Here is a 20,599-nt window from a genome sequence, read left to right on the forward strand (position 1 = left end):
CCACTGTACCCTAAAAAAAAACTCAAGCCCCGAGGCATCTCCTGATCAAGGAGACGCCCCGGGGTTTCGTCGTTTTGCGAGACCTAGTTTCCCAAAATAGAAAGTTTTGGTATCTTTGCCGGTGAGAAAGACGGATCCCTATGGGGATCGTTCGCTCTCTCAGGAGCATTTTTGTGCCGTCTCTCCCGATGAGGTGAGGGCGATACAGAGTGTTCTTGGTGTGTATTTGTGATGACAACAACATCTATAATTTTATTTATTTACCAAACAAACAGATGATGAATCACTACGAAACCGTTTTCATTCTAACTCCCGTTTTGTCTGCTGATCAGACAAAGGAAACGGTAGACAAGTTCACTACCCTGATCACCGACAACGGTGGTGTGGTCGTGAATAAGGAGGAGTGGGGCCAGCGCAAGCTCGCTTATCCTATCCAACGCCTGTCTACCGGCTACTATGTATTTGTAGAGTTTGATGCAGAGTCAAACTTTGTAGACACGTTGGAGGTCAACTTCCGTCGTGACGAGCATGTTATTCGCTTCCTGACTTTCAAGCAGGACAAGTATGCCCACGAGTACGCTGAGAAGCGTCGCCGTCTCCGTTCCGAAAAACCGGCAACTGTTGCCCCGGAGACCGAGCAAAAGGCAGAGGAGAGCAATGAAGTAGAAAACACGGAAGAAAACTAAGTAAGAGACCATGGCAATAAAGAATACGAAATCCAGACGCTTCAGAGGGCCTATCAACCAGCCAAAGAAGTACTGCCGCTTCAAGAAGGCAGGCATCAAGTACGTGGACTACAAGGATCCCGAGTTTTTGAAAAAGTTCCTCAACGAGCAGGGCAAGCTCCTTCCTCGTCGTATTACGGGCAACTCGCTGAAGTTCCAACGCCGTGTGGCACAAGCAGTCAAGCGTGCGCGCCATCTGGCACTGTTGCCCTACGTGACTGACCTGATGGACTAGTGGTCCGGACAAGTCGGTAGTAGTATAGAATCATAGCAAAAACAAAAGGAGACAGAATATGAAAGTTATTTTGAAAGAAGATATGCCCAACCTAGGCTTCAAAGACGAAGTGGTTGAGGTGAAAGCCGGGTATGGACGCAACTTTCTAATCCCGCAAGGCAAGGCAGTCATTGCCAGCGATTCAGCCCTGAGGCAACTCGCTGAGGACCAACGCCAGCAAGCACACAAGCTCGCCGCTCTGCTTGCCAAAGCACAAGAGCAGGCAGCAAAACTCAAGGACGTAAAGGTAGAGCTGAGCGTAAAGACCAGCAACACCGGTCGTATCTACGGCTCCGTAACCCCCACCATGGTGGCCGATGCCCTAGAGGCACAGGGACACGATGTCAACCGCAAGATGTTGCTCATCGCCGGTGGTATCAAGGAGGTAGGTGAGTATGTGGCTCGTGTGCGTTTTCACAAGGATGTGACCGTGGAGATCCCCCTGATCGTCGTGTCCGAAAACGCAGCTGAGATCGCAGCCGCCAAGGCAGCCGCCAAGGCTGAAGAAGAGGCACACCAAGCTGAGCGTGCACGCCAGCTCGCCACCGATGGCGAAGAAGCCACCGAGGAGACCGAGGTGGTCGCTGAGGAGCAAGAGGAGTCAACCGAAGCCTGACACACAAGTGATAAAGCTAAGGTGTGATGGGAAAAACAAATTCGTGGCAACTGCACACAGCAGAGCGTGACCCTCACGTGCCGGCGAATTGGATTTTTTGAGTAACACAACAACACAATACCAATGAAAACTTATTCACTAAAAGCGCAGGCGCGCGAAAACATCGGCAAGTTTGCCGCCAAAGCCCTACGCAAGCAAGACCTCATCCCCGCTGTAATCTACGGTGGAGAGAAGAACCTCAATCTCGTGGTGTCACAGCGCGATGTGCGCAACCTGGTATTCACCCCGGATATCTTCTTGATCAACCTGGATGTCGACGGACAGGTACACACTTGCATCCTACAGGAGCTACAGTTTCATCCCGTGACCGATGCCATCATTCACATTGACTTCTTGGAGGTTTATGCCGACAAGCCCATTGTGATAGAGGTACCGGTGCAGCTGGATGGTCACGCTATCGGTGTGCGTGCCGGTGGTAAGCTCAACCAAGACATGCGCAAGCTCAAGGTCAAGGGCCTCTACAGCAATGTACCTGAGCGTCTGCACGTAGACATCAGCAAGCTTCGCCTGGGCAAGGTGCTCAAGGTGGGTGAGCTGGAGTTTGAAAACCTAGAGATCCTCAACTCCAAAAACGCCGTAGTCGCCGCTGTACGTGCTACACGTGCCGCACGTAGCGCAGGAGCTGTAGAGGAGGAAGACGAGGAGACCGAAGAGGGCACCGGAGACCAACCGGCAGAGTAAGCCCGACAAAACACCCCACGAGGGGATACAAAACTGCCCAAAGTGGTGTAGTGATCCTACCTATCGAGAGATGGTACGGGCCCACCACTATGGGCAGTTTTTTTAGAAGAGTATCAAGCAAATGAGTATACTAGACGTAGATGGCATCCTGGTCAGCAGCGAAGTCATCGACACCTACTTCTGCTGTGACCTCGACGCTTGCCACGGAGCCTGCTGTATCGAGGGAGACAGTGGAGCACCGGTGCTGGCACAGGAGGAACCCCTTCTGGAGAAGACCTATCCCCTGGTCCGCACCTACATCCCCGAGGCCCAGCAACGCTATATCCGCAAGCATGGCCTCACCTACACCGATGAGGATGGGGAGACAGTCACCATGATAGCGGCAGGCAGGAGCCAGTGTGTCTTCACCTGCTTTGAGGCAGATGGGTCGGCGCGCTGTGCCTTTGAGAAAGGCTACACCGAGGGTGCCAATCCCTACTTCTACAAGCCCCTCTCCTGCCACCTATTCCCGATACGCATGCAGCGTATGGGTGACACAGTGGCCCTCAATTACGAGCGTTGGTTCCCGATCTGCGAGCCGGCGCGCAAGCACGGACGCGAAGTAGGCGTGCGGGTCTACCAATTTGTGAAAGCCCCCCTGGTGCGAGCCTTTGGAGAAGAGTGGTATGAACAACTTTGTACTGTGGCTGAAGCGTATCTTCAGTGGAAAAACGAACGAAATGAGCTCAAGTAAATACCTCATCGTCGGCCTCGGAAACCCCGGAGCCGAGTACGAGCGGACGCGGCACAATGCCGGATTTATCGTGCTGGACCATCTCGCCGCTGACACGGGCGCCACTTTTGCCCCCGGGCGATACGGAGAGACAGCGGAGATCAGGGTCAAAAACAAGCAACTCCTGCTCCTCAAGCCCTCCACGATGATGAACCTCAGTGGCAACGCCGTCCGCTACTGGTTGCAAAAAGAAAACATCCCCGTCCAAAACCTCCTAGTCGTCGTCGATGAGCTGGCATTGCCCTTTGGGACACAGAGACTTCGGGCAAAAGGCAGCGATGGTGGGCACAACGGACTCAAGCATATACAGCAGACCATCGGGACACAAGCCTATGCGCGCCTGCGGATCGGTATCGGACACGACTTCTCGCGCGGAGAGCAGATCGCCTACGTACTGGAGCCTTTTTCGCCCCAAGAGGAGGCCGAGATGGAGCCCCTCTGTGCCCAAGCGGTAGAGACGATCCGAGACTTTTGCCTCATCGGTATCGAGAGGGCCATGAATATCCACAACACCAAGGGAAAGCAACATGACTGAGATACGCCTCGACAAGTGGCTCTGGACCGTGCGGATATTCAAGACCCGAGCACTTGCCGGCAGAGCCTGCAAAAACGGCCGAGTCCAAGTAGACGGACGTCCCGGCAAACCCTCGACGATTGTCAAGGTGGGCGACACGGTGAACGTGCGCAAGCCTCCGGTCACTTTTTCCTTCAAGGTGCTGGCCATCACCCCGGGACGCGTGGGGCCAAAGTTGGTCCCCAATTTCATCAAAAACACCACCCCACCGGAGGAGTATGAGCTCCTAGAGCTGCAGCGAGCCGCCAACCAAAGGCAAAAAGGACTCGGCAGACCGACCAAAAAAGAGCGACGAGACCTTGAGAGCTACATATTTCCTGAGTACGATGACTGGGACGATACAGAGACCGACGACGAAGAGGAGGACGAGGTGACCGACTACACTCCGGAGGACGAGCAGGAGATGCTCGACAGCATGGGCTTTTGGGATTAGACCGGACCGGGAGGGGGGTGCACTCTTCCGGACCGGCTTTGTTTTAGGAGCCCTTTTCGAGGGGGCTCTTTTTTTTGTTGAGTGAATTCCATTGACCATCTCGATTTATACCCAATTTTTGCTTATATACAAGGACGTCAATTCTTCTATCCGTGAAATCATTTGCTTCTATCCGTGAAACCGAACGCTTCTATCCGTGAAAAAATGGGGGCTGTCGGGGACTTTGGTTTAGAGCGAGTTAGGGCCCCCTTGATTTTGGGCAAATTCATTCGGTCGGAGTGGGCGAAAAATAGGGGAGATGTGAGATAAAAACCTTAACTTTGTACCCTGACTGTGTGCCAATTTTTTGCCACGACCTGCCGGTCATCGTTCGCTCCACATGGCGTGTTGCGGAGCTGACCCCTAGTCGCAGAGGAGGGCACACCAAGCCAAAACTATAGAATACAGAAAGCATGTCAACCGAACTAAGTGCGAAGTACAATCCACTCGAAGTGGAAGATAAGTGGTACGCCTACTGGCAAGAACACAAGCTCTTTTCCAGCCATCCCGATCACCGGCCGGCCTTCACGGTCGTGATCCCACCCCCCAATGTCACCGGCGTCCTCCACATGGGGCACATGCTCAATAATACGATACAAGATATCCTGGTCCGTCGTGCGCGCATGACCGGCTACAACGCCCTCTGGGTGCCCGGGACCGACCACGCCTCTATCGCCACTGAGGCAAAAGTGGTCCAAAAACTGGCCAAGGAGGGAATCAAGAAGAGTGACCTGACCCGTGAGGAGTTTCTCTCACATGTATGGGACTGGACTCATGAGCATGGTGGGATCATCATCAACCAGCTCAAGAAGATCGGTGCCTCCTGCGATTGGGATCGGGAGGCCTTTACCATGGATGAGCCACGAGCCAAAGCGGTGATAGGTGTCTTTTGTGACCTTTACCGAAAAGGGCTGATATACAGAGGGGTGCGGATGGTCAACTGGGATCCGGAGGCACGTACCGCCATCTCCGACGAGGAGGTGATCCACAAGAGCGTGCACAGCAAGCTCTACTATGTCCGCTACTATGTGGAGGGGATGCCCGATAAGTACATCATAGTCGCCACCACGCGTCCGGAGACGATATTTGGCGACACGGCAGTCTGCATCAACCCCACGGATGAGCGGTACCACTGGCTGCGAGGCAAGCGAGTGATTGTCCCCGGGGTGGGGCGCTCTGTCCCGATCATAGAGGATGAGTATGTCGATGTGGAGTTTGGGACCGGTTGCCTAAAGGTGACTCCCTCGCACGACATCAACGACTACATGCTCGGACAAAAGCATCGCCTACCGGCGATCGAGGTCTTCAACGACAATGGCACCCTCAACGACCAGGCGGGTAAGTATGCCGGTAGGGATCGCTTTGAGGTGCGGGAGACTTTTTCACAGGAGCTGGCCGACCTGGGGCTGATGGAGCGGGTGGAGGACTACGACAATACGGTGGGCTTTTCGGAGCGGACCTCCGTCCCCATTGAGCCCAAGCTGTCGATGCAGTGGTTCCTGAAGATGACCGACCTTGCCAAGCCGGCTTACCGAGCCGTCATGGACGACACAGTACGCTTGGTGCCCGAGCGATTCAAGGGCGTCTATGCCCACTGGATGGAAAACATCAAGGACTGGAATATCTCACGCCAACTCTACTGGGGACACCGCATCCCGGCCTACTATCTCGAGGATGGTAGGATCGTCGTGGGGGAGACTCCAGAGATCGCACTGGATGAGGCACGACGACTCACAGGCGATGACTCGCTCACGCTCGAGTCACTTGAGCAAGATCCGGACACGCTGGACACCTGGTTTTCATCGTGGTTGTGGCCGATCAGTGTCTTTGGCGACCCACTCAAGCCCGACAATGACGACCTAAAGTACTACTACCCCACCTCCGACTTAGTCTCCGGACCGGATATCCTCTTTTTCTGGATTGCCAGGATGATCATGGCCGGCTACGAGTACATGGGGCAACCACCATTCCGCAACGTATTCCTGACCGGTATTGTCCGCGACAAGCTCGGACGCAAGATGAGCAAGCAGCTCGGCAATAGCCCCGACCCTATCAAGCTGATAGAGCAGTACGGTGCCGATGGGGTGCGTATGGGGTTGATGAGTGCGGCATCCGCAGGCAATGATATCTTATTTGACGAGGGACTGTGTGAGCAGGGACGAAACTTCAATAATAAGGTGTGGAACTCATTCCGACTGATCCAAGGCTGGGAGGTCTCCGATACGGTCTCGCAGACACCGGTCCAGAGGGAGGCTGTCAAGTGGTTTGGCCACCTCCTCAGTGACACAGCGACCCGACTTGCAGACCACTTTGGCAAGTACCGTATCAGCGATGCGATGCTGCTCCTGTACCGAGTTGTCCGCGATGATTTTAGCAGTACCTACCTAGAGCTTGTCAAGCCGGAGTATGGCCGTCCTATCGATGCCGAGACACTGGAGGCAACCAATGGCTTTTTTGAACAACTCCTGATGTTGCTGCACCCCTTCATGCCCTTCATTACCGAAGAGTTGTGGCAGGCTCTCAGAGAGCGCCGAGATGGGGAGAGTATCATGCTGGCGCAGCTACCCAAGTATGCAGAGCCCGACAAGACTGTCCTCGCCGATATGGAGGTTGCCAGAGACATTATTACCAATATCCGCAATCTCCGTGCCACCAAGGGCCTTTCGCCCCGCGACAGTCTGAGCCTCTATGCACCCAAGGGGGTGATCACAGAGTCGATGAAAGCTGTGGTGAGCAAGATGGCCAATATCAGCGAGGTGCTGGAGGAAAAACCGGCAGAGAGTGCCACACTCGAGCGTTTTGCAGTAGGGGTGCACGCCTTTGGGGTTCCCATGGAGGGACATATTGATGTCGCCGAGGAGATCGCCAAGCTCCGGGCCGAAGAGACGCACCTACTGGGATTCCTCAAGGGTGTGCAAGGAAAGTTGAATAACGAGAAGTTCGTCCAACATGCCCCCGAGAGCGTGGTCGCACTTGAGCGACGCAAAGAGCAAGACACACTGGCCAAGCTGGAGAGCATCCGGACCAGACTTGCCCACTTTGGCCACACCGAAGCATAGAGGCACTTCACTAACCATCCTATAAGTTATTGGCCATGTCCGATTTGCAAAAAGAGCAACAGCTTATCCGAGGAGCCTTTGAGGACTTTTACGAGGCACTCGACAGCAAGAGTGTGGTGATCCTCAGCGAGGTCATGATCCAGCTCGACCTCACCGGAGGCGAGGTCACGATCAGCACCCCCGACGAGGCCGTGTCTGTGACCCTTACGGTCTATGCGTGGATCTCCGAGGACCCCGACAGCCTCTCGCAAAATGCCGACCGGGCTTTGGCTGCGACCTCGACGGTTATTCGGCAGCTCAAGGCGGAGGAGTTCTTTGAGCGTCCTATCTTTCAGGCACCCATCACCGTCCGCTATAACGATGGAGTCGCACCCAAGGATCGGATTTTGCTGAACCTTTCCAACGACTGGTCCGTCACCGACACCCCCCTCCTCCCGGGGATGGAAAAAGAGCTCCAAGCATTTCTCTCCGATCTATTGGCGGTGCATTGAGATTTTTGGTACCTTTGCCCAACAAGCCGAAATAGCTCAGTTGGTAGAGCAACGCATTCGTAATGCGTAGGTCACGAGTTCGAGTCTCGTCTTCGGCTCAGATACACAGGCGGAGCAGGATGGTCATTGGCCCTCCTGCTCCGCCTTTTTTGTATCAGGCCCTCTAGGTCAGTGGTGTCAAAATACCTACACTGTGGTATTGCACGGCACCCGACTTATCTCCACCTTTGCAGTGTTATGAAAAGAGAGCAGGACTCCGTGATTCGTGACCAGATCGTCACCGCCACCAAGGGCGCATTCTTGTCCAGAGGGTATGCCGCAGTGGGTATGCGGGATGTGTCCGAGTTGTCGGGCATTGGGCTGAGTCAGCTCTATGCCTACTTCGACAGCAAGGAGTCGATCCTGCGGGCTGTCTTGTCGCCTCTCGACAGGTCTATCTCCAAACTTTTCGAAAAGGAGGAGACGCAGTTGCAATCCCCGGACTTGCTCTTTTCGTCAGAAGCCTATCAGGAGATGTGGGTACGGGAGATGGTCACTTTTTCCATCAACCACCGACAAGAGCTAGCCTTTGTTCAGCGCTACCTCGGAGAGCCGGAGGTGAGAAAGTACTGGACCGAACAGCTGGAGAAAGCAGTGGACAGGAGCATGCACTTCATGTCTAGGCTGAGTCTTCTTTTGTCCGAAAAGATCGAGCCGGTCTCGCCACTTTTTATCAGACATCAGACGACCAACTGGATGAATGTCATGTTGCTCGTGGCCTCAACCGACGACCTGAGTGAGACTGGCCTAGAAGACTTTATAAAAGACTACGTCTACTTCGGGACCGGTGGCTGGCAATGGTTGCTGCTACCGGAGAGTCGAGTCGCACTACCTAGAGACAATGATCGCGTACCAAAAGCATAAGACAACAACCATAGTACGACAAAAAACGGTGAGCCACATGGACAAAAACTTCATGTGGCTCACCGTTTCCTTTTTCAGAACAAGAAGCAAATTTGTTCATCAATCAAAACGTGAAGAATATGGAGAAAAAAGTAATGACGGAAAGGATTACGGACGGGGTGCAGGATACTCTATTCATCCCCCTGCTGATGCGCTACGAGGATGTGCAAAGCAAGCATCCGATCCTGGATGATCCGGTAGTGACAACCATCTACGAACACCTGGACTACGACTGGTCCGCCTATACCAAGGGCTCGCACAGTATGAGCTACATCGGTTGCCTCGTTAGGGCACGAGAGATAGATGCTCAGGTGAAGCAGCTCAGTGACACATCCGGGGTGGCTCCAGTGGTGGTCAACGCCGGTTGTGGACTGGACACTCGGTTTCACCGCCTGAGTGGACGGATGCGCCAGGATGCAGTGCTCGTCGACCTCGACTTCCCCGAGGTGATGCAGGTGCGCCGGCAGGTGGTGCCACCTCTCCCGGGTGGGCGGGAGGTTCACAGCCTGAGCGGCAGTGTCTTGGACGAAAAGATACTGCGGCAGATCAAGTCGCTCGCACCCTCAGAGCAAAGCCCCTTTGTCCTCTCCATGGAGGGGGTACTGATGTACTTTACGAGGGAGGAGGTGCAGACCTTGTTGGAGCTTTTGCGAAAGTGCCTGGGCTCCCAAGTCCTATTGGTCGCCGACGTCGCCCATCCCATGATGGTCGGTCGGGGAAAATACCATGACGAGCTGAAACACTCGAGGGCCAATTTTGTGAGTGGATTTGGGTCCGGAGCCGAAATGGCCGCTTTGCTCCCCGGTGCCACTTGTCTGCGGGGGTCGGCTATCATGGATCTGATGGCACCCTATTCGCTTGTCGCACGACTCTGTCGCATTATCCCGCCACTCCGAAAAAACATCCAAGTCCTGACCCTCTCCCTCGGGTGACCTCCGTATGGAGCAGGAAACAACACACAGAGGAGAGCGCGAGGGTGGTTGTCCCAATGTTTTTTATTACCTTTGCCCTGGCTCATGCGACAAGTCGGTGAGACGAGTCGCATTAGAGCCTAGATAAAAGATGAATGTTTATTAATCAATTAAATTACGTAAAACGATGAAAAAGAGTATTCTTGCAATCGCACTGAGCGTATTTGCGCTCACATCAACCAGCGCACTGGCACAGACAGAAGCCGGACACTGCTTTGCTAAAGCCAACACCGGGCTCAACTTTGCAGCCACCGTCTTCACCAAGGCAGGCAACCAGACCGTGAAAAAAAACCTTCCAACCGAGTTCAACCTCGCTGTCGATGGGGGTTACTTTGTGGTGGACAACCTAGCTTTGGGAGCTTGTGTGGAGCTGAAGCATGAGGGCCAAGCCGGAAACAGCGCCCTGGCGTACGTAGTGGCACCAAAGGTTACCTACTTCCTGCCACTTGAGTCCGAGATCAAGCCTTATGCCAACCTCTATGTAGGATATGCAGGTGTGAACGGAACTGTAAAAGCCAATGACGTAAAAGTCTCAACCAACAAAGGTGGCCTTGCCTTTGGTGCCGGACTTGGTGCAGCCTACTTCCTGCAGTCCAATGTGGCCGTTTCTTGCGAGCTTGGCTACCAGCAGACTTCAATGAAGCTGGACAAGGTGACCTCGACCGTAGGCCGTATCGTTCCGACCATTGGCTTTAGCCTATTCTTCTGATCAGGCGACGGAAGATTACCCCCACCACTGTCAAGCGACCTAGGTCGTGAGGAGTGGAGAGCGGTAGACCAAAATATCGGGAGACTACTCTCCCACAATGATGACGAGGGTGCGCAACAGCTGTTGCGCACCCTCGCTTTTTTTTGGGGGGAGCTCACCGGAGTGCAAAAAGTCACCTCGTGGCGATCCGGATTTTTCTTCTATCCGTGAAACCATTTTCTTCTATCCGTGAAAAGTGTTGCTTCTATCCGTGAAACCAAACGTTTCTATCCGTGAAAAAACGGTACCTCTACAATGCGCAGATACTTAGGCGTTTACAAAAGAGTTCAGAAAAACGTTGAAAAGTGGCTCGGAAATAGCCCCTTTTTGCCCAGGTCCAAAGGTGAAACACGAGGCGGAAAAGAGGCGAGGAAAGTCGCTCCCCGGGTGATGATCAAGCCCGAGTGCCAAAGGCCCCACCGAAAATAAGAGGGTGCCCCCCCCAAAAAAATCACACGAAAGAGGTTTGGCAGACACAGATATTTTCTGTACCTTTGCAGTCGATTAAGACTTGCCCTGTGGGTAAGTAATTGAGAACTAACTAACAGAGTAATAAAGTAAATGCCAACGATTCAACAACTCGTCCGCAAGGGCCGTGAAACGATGGAGGAGAAGGGCAAGAGCCCTGCTCTGGGTGCATGTCCGCAGCGTCGTGGCGTGTGTGTGCGTGTATATACCACTACGCCTAAGAAGCCTAACTCTGCTATGCGAAAGGTGGCTCGTGTCCGCCTGACCAACGGCAAGGAGGTCAATGCCTACATCCCCGGTGAAGGTCACAACCTTCAGGAGCACTCGATCGTGCTGGTGCGTGGTGGTCGTGTGAAGGACCTCCCAGGTGTTCGCTACCACATTGTGCGTGGTACGCTGGATGCCAGTGGTGTGCAGGGACGCACGCAACGCAGAAGCAAGTACGGTGTCAAGCGACCAAAGGACGCCAAGAAGTAAGTAGGTTGCGTCCCCTGAGTGGGCGCACTTGTCTTTGGGAGAGGGGATAAGTGTGGAGGTGTCCACGCTGAGTAAAAGATCGAAATAAGAAATGGTGACGGCGAGGTGAGGCTCGCCCGGTAAGGCCGTGGCTGACTAAGAACAGCAGGGTGTCACTAGAGTATCGAAATCCCGGTGAGTGCATACTCATCGCCACTTGTGGCCGAGGAGCTCCTCTCTTGAGAGAAGGGCGTGATCGTGTCAGGCATCCTATGCCGAAGTGGGGCGGGTCGTGAAAGCTTATGGGCTAGCCCGGACGAAGAGAAGTGGAGAAATCACCGACGTGGGTGAGCAGGCGTGGCACAGAGCGTGTGGCCTGCTGAGATCCTGATCTGGTCGGATAGACGCTCGTCACAGCCCCCTATGGGGCGTCTGTGTGGAGTGAATGTGAAAACAAAAACAATCTAGAGAAGTCTAGAGCCAAGTTGCGGAGGTCTTTTCCGTATCTGCTTGCTCTACTTTGCGCACACCGAGGCTATAGGTGGCCCGGGGTGAGTGGTGTGAACGAAATCAATGGGTGTCGGAATGGGGCACCCCATGCCACAGGATCAAAGAGACAACGGTGCGAGGACAAGCCGGCTTGGACGTAAATTGCTTATTTTTTTTACTCGTGGCCTTTGCCAACGAGAAGCTATCTCACCGGAGTAGTCTGCAGGTGATGGGCATAAGGGCCCTTGTCGCTTGCGTGAGGATGAAAGGTGGGTCAACTTACTTAGAGAACAAAAATGAGAAAAGCTAAACCAAAAAAGAGGCACATCCTTCCGGATCCCGTGTTTGGAGAGGTGAAGGTAACCAAGTTTGTAAACCACATGATGTATGATGGGAAGAAGAACTTGTCTTTCGAGATATTCTATAAGGCTCTGGAAGGCGTGAAGAGCAAACTTCCCAACGAGGAGAAGACTCCTCTGGAGATCTGGAAGTCCGCGCTAGAGAATGTGACCCCCCATGTAGAGGTCAAGACACGTCGTATCGGTGGTGCCAACTTTCAGGTGCCTGTAGAGGTACGTCCGGAGCGTAAGGAGTCTCTCTCCATGAAGAACCTGATCAACTTCGCTCGCAAGCGTGGCGGACGCTCCATGGCCGACAAGCTCACCGCTGAGATCGTAGATGCCTACAACCAGCAGGGAGGTGCCTTCAAGCGTAAGGAGGATATGCACCGTATGGCCGAGGCCAACCGTGCGTTTGCACACTTCCGCAGATGATCGCATCGTCGCGGTAAAGTGCAGATAAAATGACTTTTTGAAACAAACACAAGCATAAATAATGGCTAATTCCACACATCTAGAGCTGACAAGGAATATCGGGATCATGGCCCACATTGATGCCGGTAAGACTACTACGTCTGAGCGCATCCTATTCTACACCGGACTGACCCACAAGATAGGTGAGGTGCACGATGGTGCGGCGACTATGGACTGGATGGAGCAGGAGCAGGAGCGTGGTATTACGATCACGAGTGCCGCTACCACTACATTTTGGAAATACAACGATCAAAAGTACAAGATCAACCTTATCGATACCCCAGGGCACGTGGACTTTACCGTCGAGGTGGAGCGTTCGTTGCGTGTCTTGGATGGTACCATCGCCGCTTTTGACTCAGTGAGCGGTGTCCAGCCACAGAGCGAGACCGTATGGCGCCAAGCTGATAAGTACAAGGTCCCCCGTATCGCCTATGTCAACAAGATGGACCGTTCCGGTGCCAACTTCTTGGAGGCTGTGCGCCAAATGAGGGACATGCTGGGTGCCAACGCCGTGCCGATCCAATTGCCCATCGGTGCAGAAGAGGACTTCAAGGGCGTGATCGACCTCGTGGCCATGAAGGCTATCCTTTGGCACGATGAGACAATGGGTGCCGAGTACGAGGTGGATGAGATCCCCGACGAGCTACTGCCCGAGAGCCGTGAGTGGAGAGAAAAGCTGCTGGAGGCACTGGCCGAGCTGGATGATGCCTTTATGGAGAAGTTCTTTGAGGATCCGGAATCCATCACCGAGGATGAGATCAAGGCCGTAATCCGCAAGGGTACTGTGTCCATGAAGATGAACCCTGTGATGTGTGGCTCCTCTTTCAAGAATAAGGGTGTGCAGACTCTGCTGGATGCTGTCTGCGCTTACCTCCCAAGCCCAATCGACACCCCGGAGGTGATCGGTCGCGACCCACAGGACGAAAGCAAAGAAATCGTGCGTGAAGTGTCCGAGGATTCGCCCCTCTGCGCCCTTGTATTCAAGATCGCAACTGACCCCTATGTCGGCCGACTCTGTTACTTCAGAGTGTACTCCGGCAAGGTAGAGTCCGGAAGCTACGTCTACAACAGCCGTACCGGCAAGCGTGAGCGCATCTCCAGGCTTTTCCAGATGCACTCCAACCACCAAAACTTCAAGGAGGAGATCCTCTGTGGTGATATCGGTGCCGGCGTGGGCTTCAAGGATATCCGCACGGGTGATACCCTCTGCTCCGAGGATCAGCCAATCACACTGGAGAGCATGGAGTTCCCCGCACCTGTGATCTCTGTCGCTATCGAGCCAAAAACCCAGAAGGATATGGACAAGCTCGGTATGGGACTTGCCAAGCTGGCAGAGGAGGACCCAACATTTACCGTGAAGACCAACGAAGAGACCGGCCAGACCGTGATCAGCGGTATGGGAGAGCTTCACTTGGAGATCATTATCGACCGTCTCAAGAGGGAATTCAAGGTAGAGTCCAACCAGGGCCGCCCAATGGTGACCTACAAGGAGGCTATTACGCAACCGGTAGAGCTGCGTGAAACCTACAAGAAGCAGACCGGAGGACGTGGTAAGTATGCGGATATGATTGTCCGTGTGGAGCCTGCCGATCCCGACTTTGAGGGTGAGCTGCAGTTTGTGGACGAGGTTAAGGGTGGTAACATCCCCAAGGAGTATATCCCCTCTATCCAGAAGGGCTTTGAGCGCGCTATGAAGACCGGTGTCCTCGCCGGATATCCTATGGATAAGCTGAAGGTGACCGTCATCGATGGATCGTACCACCCAGTGGACTCCGATCAGCTCTCATTTGAGGTCTGCGCCATGAACGCCTTTAGGAGTGCGGCCGCCAAGGCGGGTCCCGTCCTACTGGAGCCGATCATGAAGGTAGAAGTGGTGACACCGGAGGAAAACATGGGAGACGTCATTAGCGACATGAACAAGCGTCGCGGACAGGTAGAGGGAATGGACTCCACTGTCAATGGCGCACGTGTCGTAAAGGCAATGACTCCGCTGAGCGAGATGTTTGGCTACGTAACCGACCTGCGTACCATCACGAGTGGTCGTGCTACCAGCTCCATGACTTTTGACCACTTCGAGCAAATGTCAACCAGCATAGCACAGGCTGTCCTCGAAGAGCGTGACGGACGTGTCGACCTCCTCAAGTAATGCTGTAGAGTATATAATATAAGATAGTAGAGATAAGTAATGAGTCAAATTATCCGAATCAAGATCAAGTCTTATGACCACACCCTTGTGGATAAGTCTGCCGAAAAGATAGTGAAGGCTGTGGAGCCTACCGGGGTACAAATCTGTGGCCCGATCCCCTTGCCTACACACAAGCGGATATTCACGGTGAACAGGTCCACTTTCGTGAACAAAAAAGCTCGCGAGCAGTTTCAGCTGTCCACCTTCAAGCGTGTGATCGATATAGTCAACGCCACCACCAGTACTGTGGACGCTCTGGCACGCCTGGAGCTCCCAAGTGGTGTGGAGATTGAAATCAAGACGGACATCTGATAAATGTCCGAGATAGTGTAATAGATAAACGAACTAAGACGTTAAGACTGAAATGCCAGGATTAATAGGAAAGAAAATCGGAATGACATCCGTATTCAGTGCCGAGGGAAAGAACATTCCATGCACTGTTATCGAAGTAGGTCCTTGTGTGGTTACGCAGGTTAAGACGGTAGAGACTGACGGCTACAACGCCGTTCAGGTGGGCTTTGAGGACAAAAAAGAGAAGCATACCACCCAACCTCTACAGGGTCACTTCAAGAAAGCAGGCGTAACACCTAAGAGACACTTGGCCGAGTTCAAGTCTTTCAAAGAAGACTACAAGCTCGGTGACGAGCTGACCGTTGGGCTTTTTGAAAACAGCCACTACGTAGATGTAGTAGGTGTCAGCAAAGGTAAGGGCTTCCAGGGCGTAGTGAAGCGTCACGGATTTGCGGGAGTAGGGCAGACCACTCACGGTCAGAAGAACCGCCTGAGAGCCCCCGGATCTGTGGGCGCCAGCTCAACCCCCTCAAAGCTATTCAAGGGCCTCAGAATGGCCGGACAGCACGGCAACCGCAGAGTGACTGTCCAAAACCTCGAGGTGATGAAAGTAATGCCTGAGCACAATGTGCTTCTCGTGAAAGGAAGTGTACCCGGTGCAAAGGGAGCCATCTTATTAATTGAAGACTAAGTAATAAAATGGAAGTAAAAGTACTCAATATAAAGGGCGAAGAGACCGGACGTACCGTGACTCTGGAAGACTCTATCTTTGCGATCGAGCCAAACGAGCACGTGATGTATCTGGACGTGAAGCAACACTTGGCCAACAGACGCCAGGGTACAGCCAAGACCAAGGAGAGAAGCGAAGTGGCATTTAGCACCCGAAAACTCTTCCGTCAGAAGGGTACCGGTGGCGCACGCCGTGGTGATATCAAGAGCCCGCTACTGAAGGGCGGTGGTACTGTGTTTGGCCCTAAGCCAAGAGACTACTCCTTCAAGCTCAATAAAAAAGTGAAGCGCCTGGCACGTATATCCGCTTTGAGCCTTCGTGCAAAGGAAAATGGAATCATCGTACTGGAGGACTTCGCTATGGATGCCCCCAAGACGAAAGAATTCAAGAACATCCTCAAGGGCCTGAATATCGCAGACTGCAAGAGCCTTTTCTTGCTGGAGAATGCGGATAAAAACACCCTGCTGAGTGGACGCAACCTCAAGACCGTGACCTTCGCTCCTGCATGCCAGGCCAATACCTACCGTATCCTGAATGCACAGAAGGTTGTTTTGACAGAAAGCAGCCTCAAGCGGCTAACCGACGTACTCAACGCATAACGAGCAGTAATAATGAAAACTCTAATAGCACCAATCATTACAGAAAAGATGTCCGACATCACCGAGACCATGTCCAATAGGTATGGCTTCAAGGTTGTCCCTTCTGCTACTAAGATTGAGATAGCACAAGCGGTCGAGAAGATGTACGGCGTGAAAGTGACACAGGTGAACACCATGCGGTACGACGGAAAGCGAAGCTCTCGTTATACCCGCGGTGGCCTCATCCAAGGGAAGAAGCCTGCGTTCAAGAAAGCTATTGTAACACTAGCAGAGGGTCAGACCATTGACTTCTTTAGCAATATCTAAGCAAAGACATGGCAATTAAGAAACTAAAGCCCACGACTCCGGGCCAAAGACATAAGATTATTGGTACATTTGAGACCGTCACAGCAAGTGCACCAGAAAAGTCTCTCGTAGTAGGTAAGCGCAAGACCGGTGGCCGCAACAACACAGGTAAGATGACTGTCCGCTACATCGGCGGTGGCCACAAGCAACGTCTTCGTCTCATCGACTTCAAGAGGAAAAAGGACGGTGTGCCGGCTACAGTAAAGGCCATAGAGTACGATCCCAATCGCTCGGCGCGCATCGCGCTTCTCTACTATGCAGACGGTGAGAAAACATACATCCTGGCACCCGATGGACTGAAAGTGGGACAGCAGGTGATCTCCGGTGAGAATGTTGCTCCCGACTTGGGTAACTGCCTTCCTCTCGGCAAAATGCCGGTCGGTACGGTCGTACACAACATAGAGCTACGTCCCGGACAGGGAGCCAAGCTCGTCCGCTCAGCAGGTGTTTTTGCACAGCTGACTTCGCGCGAAGGCAACTATGTGGTGGTCAAGATGCCCTCCGGTGAGACCCGCCGTATCTTTAGTGGTTGCAAGGCAACCGTGGGCAGTGTCGGCAACTCAGACCATGCCCTCGAGCAGAGTGGAAAGGCCGGTCGTTCGCGTTGGCTTGGTCGTCGTCCTCACAACCGTGGTGTAGTGATGAACCCAGTGGATCACCCAATGGGTGGTGGCGAAGGACGTGCGTCCGGAGGTCACCCAAGAAGCCGTACTGGCCTATATGCTAAGGGCTTGAAGACACGTGCTCCTAAGAAACACTCCTCTAAGTATATCATAGAGAGAGCGACCAAAAAGAAGCGCAAATAACAGATACTGAAAACATATAGAGTCAGATAAATATTATGAGCCGATCACTAAAGAAAGGACCGTATATAGACCTAAAGTTGGAGAAGCGAGTGCTTGCCATGAACGAAAGTGGCAAGAAGAGTGTCGTGAAGACTTGGAGTCGTGCCTCGATGATCTCGCCTGACTTTGTGGGTCACACAATTGCTGTACACAACGGGAATAAGTTTATCCCTGTGTTTATTACTGAAAACATGGTGGGACACAAGCTCGGAGAGTTTGCGCCAACGCGTACCTTCCGTGGTCACAGTGGCAACCGTAAGTAATACTCCGCTACTGTACGGAAGATAATCATTAGTAAGAATAGAGAATAAATAGTAGAGAATATGGGTCGAAGAAAAAAGATGTCCGCAAATGCTCGCAAAGAAGCTAGGACAACACAATACTTTGCCAAGCTCACGAATATCCCCTCTTCACCACGCAAGATGCGCCTGGTGGCTGATATGGTACGCGGTATGGAGGTCAATCAAGCTCTAGGAGTCCTGAGATTTTCGAGCAAGAATGCGGCACGTCCCGTAGAGAAGACACTCCGCTCGGCTATCGCCAACTGGGAGCAAAAGAATGAAAGACGTGCAGAGGAAGGTGAGTTGTTCGTTTCCAAAATCTTTGTAGACGAGGGCGTAACACTCAAGCGTATGCGTCCGCGTGCCCAGGGAAGAGGCGCGAGGATTCGGAAGAGAAGCAATCATGTCACGATTTTCGTGGATACCAAGAAGGACGCTAAAAACAACTAATTTTTCAGATGGGACAAAAGACAAATCCAATAAGCAATCGCTTAGGCATTATCCGCGGATGGGATTCCAATTGGTTCGGTAAAAAAGAAAACTTTGCCGATACCCTCCTCGAGGATCACAAACTCCGTACCTATCTACAAGCTAGGTTGGAAAAAGCAAGTGTATCCAGGATTGTTATAGAGCGGACACTCAAGCTGGTTACGATCACAATCTGCACCGCACGCCCCGGCTACATCATTGGCCGCGGAGGCGCAGAGGTCGACAAGCTCAAGGAAGAGCTCAAAAAGATCACCGACAAGGAGGTGCAGATCAACATCTTTGAGATACGCAACCCCGATGTCGACGCCACCATCGTTGCGGACAGCATCGCTCGTCAGCTCGAGGGTCGTATGAACTATCGTCGCGCCGTAAAGCTCGCCATCTCCAACGCCATGCGCTCCTCTGCAGAGGGAATCAAAGTACTGCTGAGCGGACGACTCAACGGAGCTGAAATGGCACGAAGCGAGATGTTCAAGGAGGGACGTACACCCCTTCACACATTCCGTGCAGACATCGACTATGCACTTGAGGGTGCTCTCACCAAGGTGGGCCTCATCGGTGTAAAGGTTTGGGTGATGCGTGGTGAGGTCTATGGCAAGCGTGATCTTGCGCCCGACTTCAGCCAGCAGCGTGACATGGGCGGTCGTCGCCCCCAAAACAACGCCCGTGGCGGTCGCCGTGGCGGACGTCGTGGCGGTCGTCGCTAAGTATTTTGTAAAAAACGAAACCAAGTGCCATGGTCGCACGCCCGACACACCTGCCAAGCAGAGACAGTCATATAGTGCATCGTGGTATATAATGTGCAGATAAGCAATGTTACAACCAAAGAAAACCAAATTTAGAAGAATGCAGAAGGGCCGCTCCAAGGGTATTGCTCAGCGCGGTAACCAACTTGCATTTGGGTCGTTTGGCATAAAGTCTCTCCAGACAAAGTGGATCACCGGTAGCCAAATAGAGGCGGCTCGTGTGGCAGTAACACGTTACATGCAACGTCAGGGTCAGGTTTGGGTCCGGATTTTCCCCGATAAGCCCATCACTGCTAAGCCTGCAGACGTACGTATGGGTAAGGGTAAAGGTAACCCGGAAGGGTTTGTTGCCCCGGTGACACCCGGTCGCATGCTCTTTGAGGTAGAGGGAGTCTCCTATGAAGTGGCCAAAGAGGCCCTTAGGCTTGCCGCTCAGAAGTTGCCGGTCACAACCCGGTTCGTTGTCCGTCGTGACTACGAAATGAAGTAAGCAGACACCTTGCTTTCTGAGTGAAAAATAAACCTAGCTATCGATAAGATAAGTCAGCATGAAGACAAAAGAACTACGTGACCTCACCATTGAGGAACTCAACCAACGCATCGAGGCCGAAACCGCCTCCTATGTACGTATGCGCATGAATCACAGGGTAAATCCCCTGGATAAGCCGAGCACCCTCACTGAGCAGCGCAAGCTAATTGCGCGCCTCATGACTGTGCGTCGCGAGAAGCAATCACAAAACAATAACGAATAATATCCGCTCTGAAAATGGAAGAAAGAAATTTGAGAAAAGTAAGGCAGGGCGTCGTTGTCAGCAACAAGATGGACAAATCCATCGTAGTCGCTGTGCAGTGGAAAGAGAAGCACCCGATCTATGGGAAATTCGTGAGCAAGACAAAGAAGTTTCACGCTCATGATGAAAACAACGAGTGCAACGAAGGCGATACCGTACGTATCATGGAGACTCGTCCTCTGAGTCGCACCAAACGCTGGAGACTGCTGCAGATTGTCGAGAAGGCAAAGTAATTCAATATAGACGTATAAGTATACAGAGATATGATACAGCAAGAATCAAGGCTAGCGGTAGCTGACAACAGCGGTGCTCGCGAAGTCCTCTGCATCAGGGTGCTTGGCGGTACTCGCCGGAGGTACGCTTCCATTGGCGATATCATTGTGGTGAGTGTCAAGAGCACGATCCCCAGCAGTGACATCAAAAAAGGAGCAGTGACCAAAGCTATCATTGTCCGTACAAAAAAAGAGATCCGCAGAGCAGACGGCTCCTACATCCGCTTTGACGACAACGCATGCGTCCTCCTAAACAACTCCGGAGAGATACGTGCCACACGTATCTTTGGCCCGGTTGCTCGTGAAGTACGTGCCGTGAATATGAAGATTGTCTCACTAGCTCCCGAGGTGCTATAAGTATAGTCACACTACTGCGATGGATCACTCACACAGAGCCCGATCCGGAGTGGTAACA

The 20,599-nt window shown here is 52.9% G+C and carries 27 protein-coding genes and 1 tRNA gene; all 28 read left to right on the forward strand.

Annotation, left to right across the window (positions count from 1 at the left end; all coding sequences use genetic code 11):
• The first annotated feature begins 278 nt into the window (after window positions 1-278).
• The 28 genes from rpsF (at window position 279) to rplN (ending at window position 20,541) form a co-directional block, all read left to right on the forward strand.
• Window positions 279-686, forward strand: a complete 408-nt coding sequence (rpsF, locus tag AC1EK1_RS03430; RefSeq protein ID WP_480305906.1) for a 30S ribosomal protein S6 — start codon at window positions 279-281, stop codon at window positions 684-686.
• Between the two features lie 10 nt (window positions 687-696).
• Window positions 697-960 (forward strand): 30S ribosomal protein S18, encoded by a 264-nt coding sequence (rpsR, locus tag AC1EK1_RS03435; protein WP_480305728.1) that lies wholly within the window; start codon window positions 697-699, stop codon window positions 958-960.
• A 58-nt stretch (window positions 961-1,018) separates the two neighbouring features.
• A complete protein-coding gene (gene rplI, locus AC1EK1_RS03440; protein ID WP_480305729.1) occupies window positions 1,019-1,615 on the forward strand; it encodes a 50S ribosomal protein L9 in 597 nt (198 codons plus the stop codon).
• A gap of 123 nt (window positions 1,616-1,738) precedes the next feature.
• Entirely contained in the window at window positions 1,739-2,356 is a 618-nt protein-coding gene (locus AC1EK1_RS03445; protein ID WP_480305730.1) for a 50S ribosomal protein L25/general stress protein Ctc, read from the forward strand.
• Between the two features lie 121 nt (window positions 2,357-2,477).
• Window positions 2,478-3,089, forward strand: a complete 612-nt coding sequence (locus tag AC1EK1_RS03450; protein WP_480305731.1) for a DUF3109 family protein — start codon at window positions 2,478-2,480, stop codon at window positions 3,087-3,089.
• Complete coding sequence (gene pth, locus AC1EK1_RS03455; protein WP_480305907.1) at window positions 3,076-3,663, forward strand: aminoacyl-tRNA hydrolase; 588 nt, start codon at window positions 3,076-3,078, stop codon at window positions 3,661-3,663. The genes AC1EK1_RS03450 and pth overlap by 14 nt, the downstream gene beginning before the upstream one ends.
• The gene (locus AC1EK1_RS03460) at window positions 3,656-4,135 is read left to right on the forward strand and encodes an RNA-binding S4 domain-containing protein (RefSeq protein WP_480305732.1); all 480 of its coding nucleotides are present in this window, start codon (window positions 3,656-3,658) and stop codon (window positions 4,133-4,135) included. The genes pth and AC1EK1_RS03460 overlap by 8 nt, the downstream gene beginning before the upstream one ends.
• Before the next feature lie 452 nt (window positions 4,136-4,587).
• Window positions 4,588-7,233 carry a valine--tRNA ligase gene (locus AC1EK1_RS03465; RefSeq protein ID WP_480305733.1) on the forward strand — a complete coding sequence of 882 codons (2,646 nt, stop codon included), beginning with the start codon at window positions 4,588-4,590 and terminating at the stop codon, window positions 7,231-7,233.
• A 35-nt stretch (window positions 7,234-7,268) separates the two neighbouring features.
• Entirely contained in the window at window positions 7,269-7,724 is a 456-nt protein-coding gene (locus AC1EK1_RS03470; RefSeq protein ID WP_480305734.1) for a hypothetical protein, read from the forward strand.
• Between the two features lie 25 nt (window positions 7,725-7,749).
• Window positions 7,750-7,822, forward strand: a tRNA-Thr gene (locus tag AC1EK1_RS03475).
• A 139-nt stretch (window positions 7,823-7,961) separates the two neighbouring features.
• Window positions 7,962-8,627 (forward strand): TetR/AcrR family transcriptional regulator, encoded by a 666-nt coding sequence (locus AC1EK1_RS03480; protein ID WP_480305735.1) that lies wholly within the window; start codon window positions 7,962-7,964, stop codon window positions 8,625-8,627.
• 119 nt (window positions 8,628-8,746) lie between these two features.
• Entirely contained in the window at window positions 8,747-9,598 is an 852-nt protein-coding gene (locus AC1EK1_RS03485) for a class I SAM-dependent methyltransferase (RefSeq protein ID WP_480305736.1), read from the forward strand.
• A gap of 166 nt (window positions 9,599-9,764) precedes the next feature.
• On the forward strand, window positions 9,765-10,346 hold the full coding sequence (locus AC1EK1_RS03490) for an outer membrane beta-barrel protein (protein ID WP_480305737.1): 582 nt from the start codon (window positions 9,765-9,767) through the stop codon (window positions 10,344-10,346).
• A 600-nt stretch (window positions 10,347-10,946) separates the two neighbouring features.
• Window positions 10,947-11,330: a 30S ribosomal protein S12 gene (gene rpsL, locus AC1EK1_RS03495; RefSeq protein ID WP_480305739.1), complete on the forward strand. Its 384-nt coding sequence runs from the start codon at window positions 10,947-10,949 to the stop codon at window positions 11,328-11,330.
• A gap of 764 nt (window positions 11,331-12,094) precedes the next feature.
• Window positions 12,095-12,571, forward strand: a complete 477-nt coding sequence (rpsG, locus tag AC1EK1_RS03500; protein ID WP_480305740.1) for a 30S ribosomal protein S7 — start codon at window positions 12,095-12,097, stop codon at window positions 12,569-12,571.
• Window positions 12,572-12,632: 61 nt separating this feature from the next.
• Window positions 12,633-14,756 carry an elongation factor G gene (gene fusA / locus AC1EK1_RS03505; protein WP_480305742.1) on the forward strand — a complete coding sequence of 708 codons (2,124 nt, stop codon included), beginning with the start codon at window positions 12,633-12,635 and terminating at the stop codon, window positions 14,754-14,756.
• 39 nt (window positions 14,757-14,795) lie between these two features.
• Window positions 14,796-15,107: a 30S ribosomal protein S10 gene (gene rpsJ / locus AC1EK1_RS03510; RefSeq protein WP_480305743.1), complete on the forward strand. Its 312-nt coding sequence runs from the start codon at window positions 14,796-14,798 to the stop codon at window positions 15,105-15,107.
• A 52-nt stretch (window positions 15,108-15,159) separates the two neighbouring features.
• Complete coding sequence (gene rplC, locus AC1EK1_RS03515; protein WP_480305744.1) at window positions 15,160-15,777, forward strand: 50S ribosomal protein L3; 618 nt, start codon at window positions 15,160-15,162, stop codon at window positions 15,775-15,777.
• Between the two features lie 8 nt (window positions 15,778-15,785).
• The gene (gene rplD / locus AC1EK1_RS03520) at window positions 15,786-16,415 is read left to right on the forward strand and encodes a 50S ribosomal protein L4 (protein WP_480305745.1); all 630 of its coding nucleotides are present in this window, start codon (window positions 15,786-15,788) and stop codon (window positions 16,413-16,415) included.
• Window positions 16,416-16,427: 12 nt separating this feature from the next.
• Window positions 16,428-16,721 (forward strand): 50S ribosomal protein L23, encoded by a 294-nt coding sequence (rplW, locus tag AC1EK1_RS03525; protein ID WP_480305746.1) that lies wholly within the window; start codon window positions 16,428-16,430, stop codon window positions 16,719-16,721.
• An 8-nt stretch (window positions 16,722-16,729) separates the two neighbouring features.
• On the forward strand, window positions 16,730-17,566 hold the full coding sequence (rplB, locus tag AC1EK1_RS03530) for a 50S ribosomal protein L2 (protein ID WP_480305747.1): 837 nt from the start codon (window positions 16,730-16,732) through the stop codon (window positions 17,564-17,566).
• 35 nt (window positions 17,567-17,601) lie between these two features.
• Window positions 17,602-17,868, forward strand: coding sequence for a 30S ribosomal protein S19 (gene rpsS / locus AC1EK1_RS03535; protein WP_480305748.1), 267 nt, complete (start codon window positions 17,602-17,604; stop codon window positions 17,866-17,868).
• A 60-nt stretch (window positions 17,869-17,928) separates the two neighbouring features.
• Window positions 17,929-18,336, forward strand: coding sequence for a 50S ribosomal protein L22 (gene rplV, locus AC1EK1_RS03540; RefSeq protein WP_480305750.1), 408 nt, complete (start codon window positions 17,929-17,931; stop codon window positions 18,334-18,336).
• A gap of 8 nt (window positions 18,337-18,344) precedes the next feature.
• Window positions 18,345-19,082 (forward strand): 30S ribosomal protein S3, encoded by a 738-nt coding sequence (gene rpsC, locus AC1EK1_RS03545; protein WP_480305751.1) that lies wholly within the window; start codon window positions 18,345-18,347, stop codon window positions 19,080-19,082.
• Between the two features lie 106 nt (window positions 19,083-19,188).
• Window positions 19,189-19,611, forward strand: a complete 423-nt coding sequence (rplP, locus tag AC1EK1_RS03550) for a 50S ribosomal protein L16 (protein ID WP_480305753.1) — start codon at window positions 19,189-19,191, stop codon at window positions 19,609-19,611.
• Window positions 19,612-19,669: 58 nt separating this feature from the next.
• Complete coding sequence (rpmC, locus tag AC1EK1_RS03555; protein WP_480305754.1) at window positions 19,670-19,873, forward strand: 50S ribosomal protein L29; 204 nt, start codon at window positions 19,670-19,672, stop codon at window positions 19,871-19,873.
• A gap of 14 nt (window positions 19,874-19,887) precedes the next feature.
• On the forward strand, window positions 19,888-20,145 hold the full coding sequence (gene rpsQ, locus AC1EK1_RS03560) for a 30S ribosomal protein S17 (protein WP_480305756.1): 258 nt from the start codon (window positions 19,888-19,890) through the stop codon (window positions 20,143-20,145).
• Window positions 20,146-20,175: 30 nt separating this feature from the next.
• Entirely contained in the window at window positions 20,176-20,541 is a 366-nt protein-coding gene (gene rplN, locus AC1EK1_RS03565; RefSeq protein ID WP_480305757.1) for a 50S ribosomal protein L14, read from the forward strand.
• The last annotated feature ends 58 nt before the right edge of the window (window positions 20,542-20,599 follow it).

Source organism: Porphyromonas sp. C0026D3, from assembly GCF_056590775.1.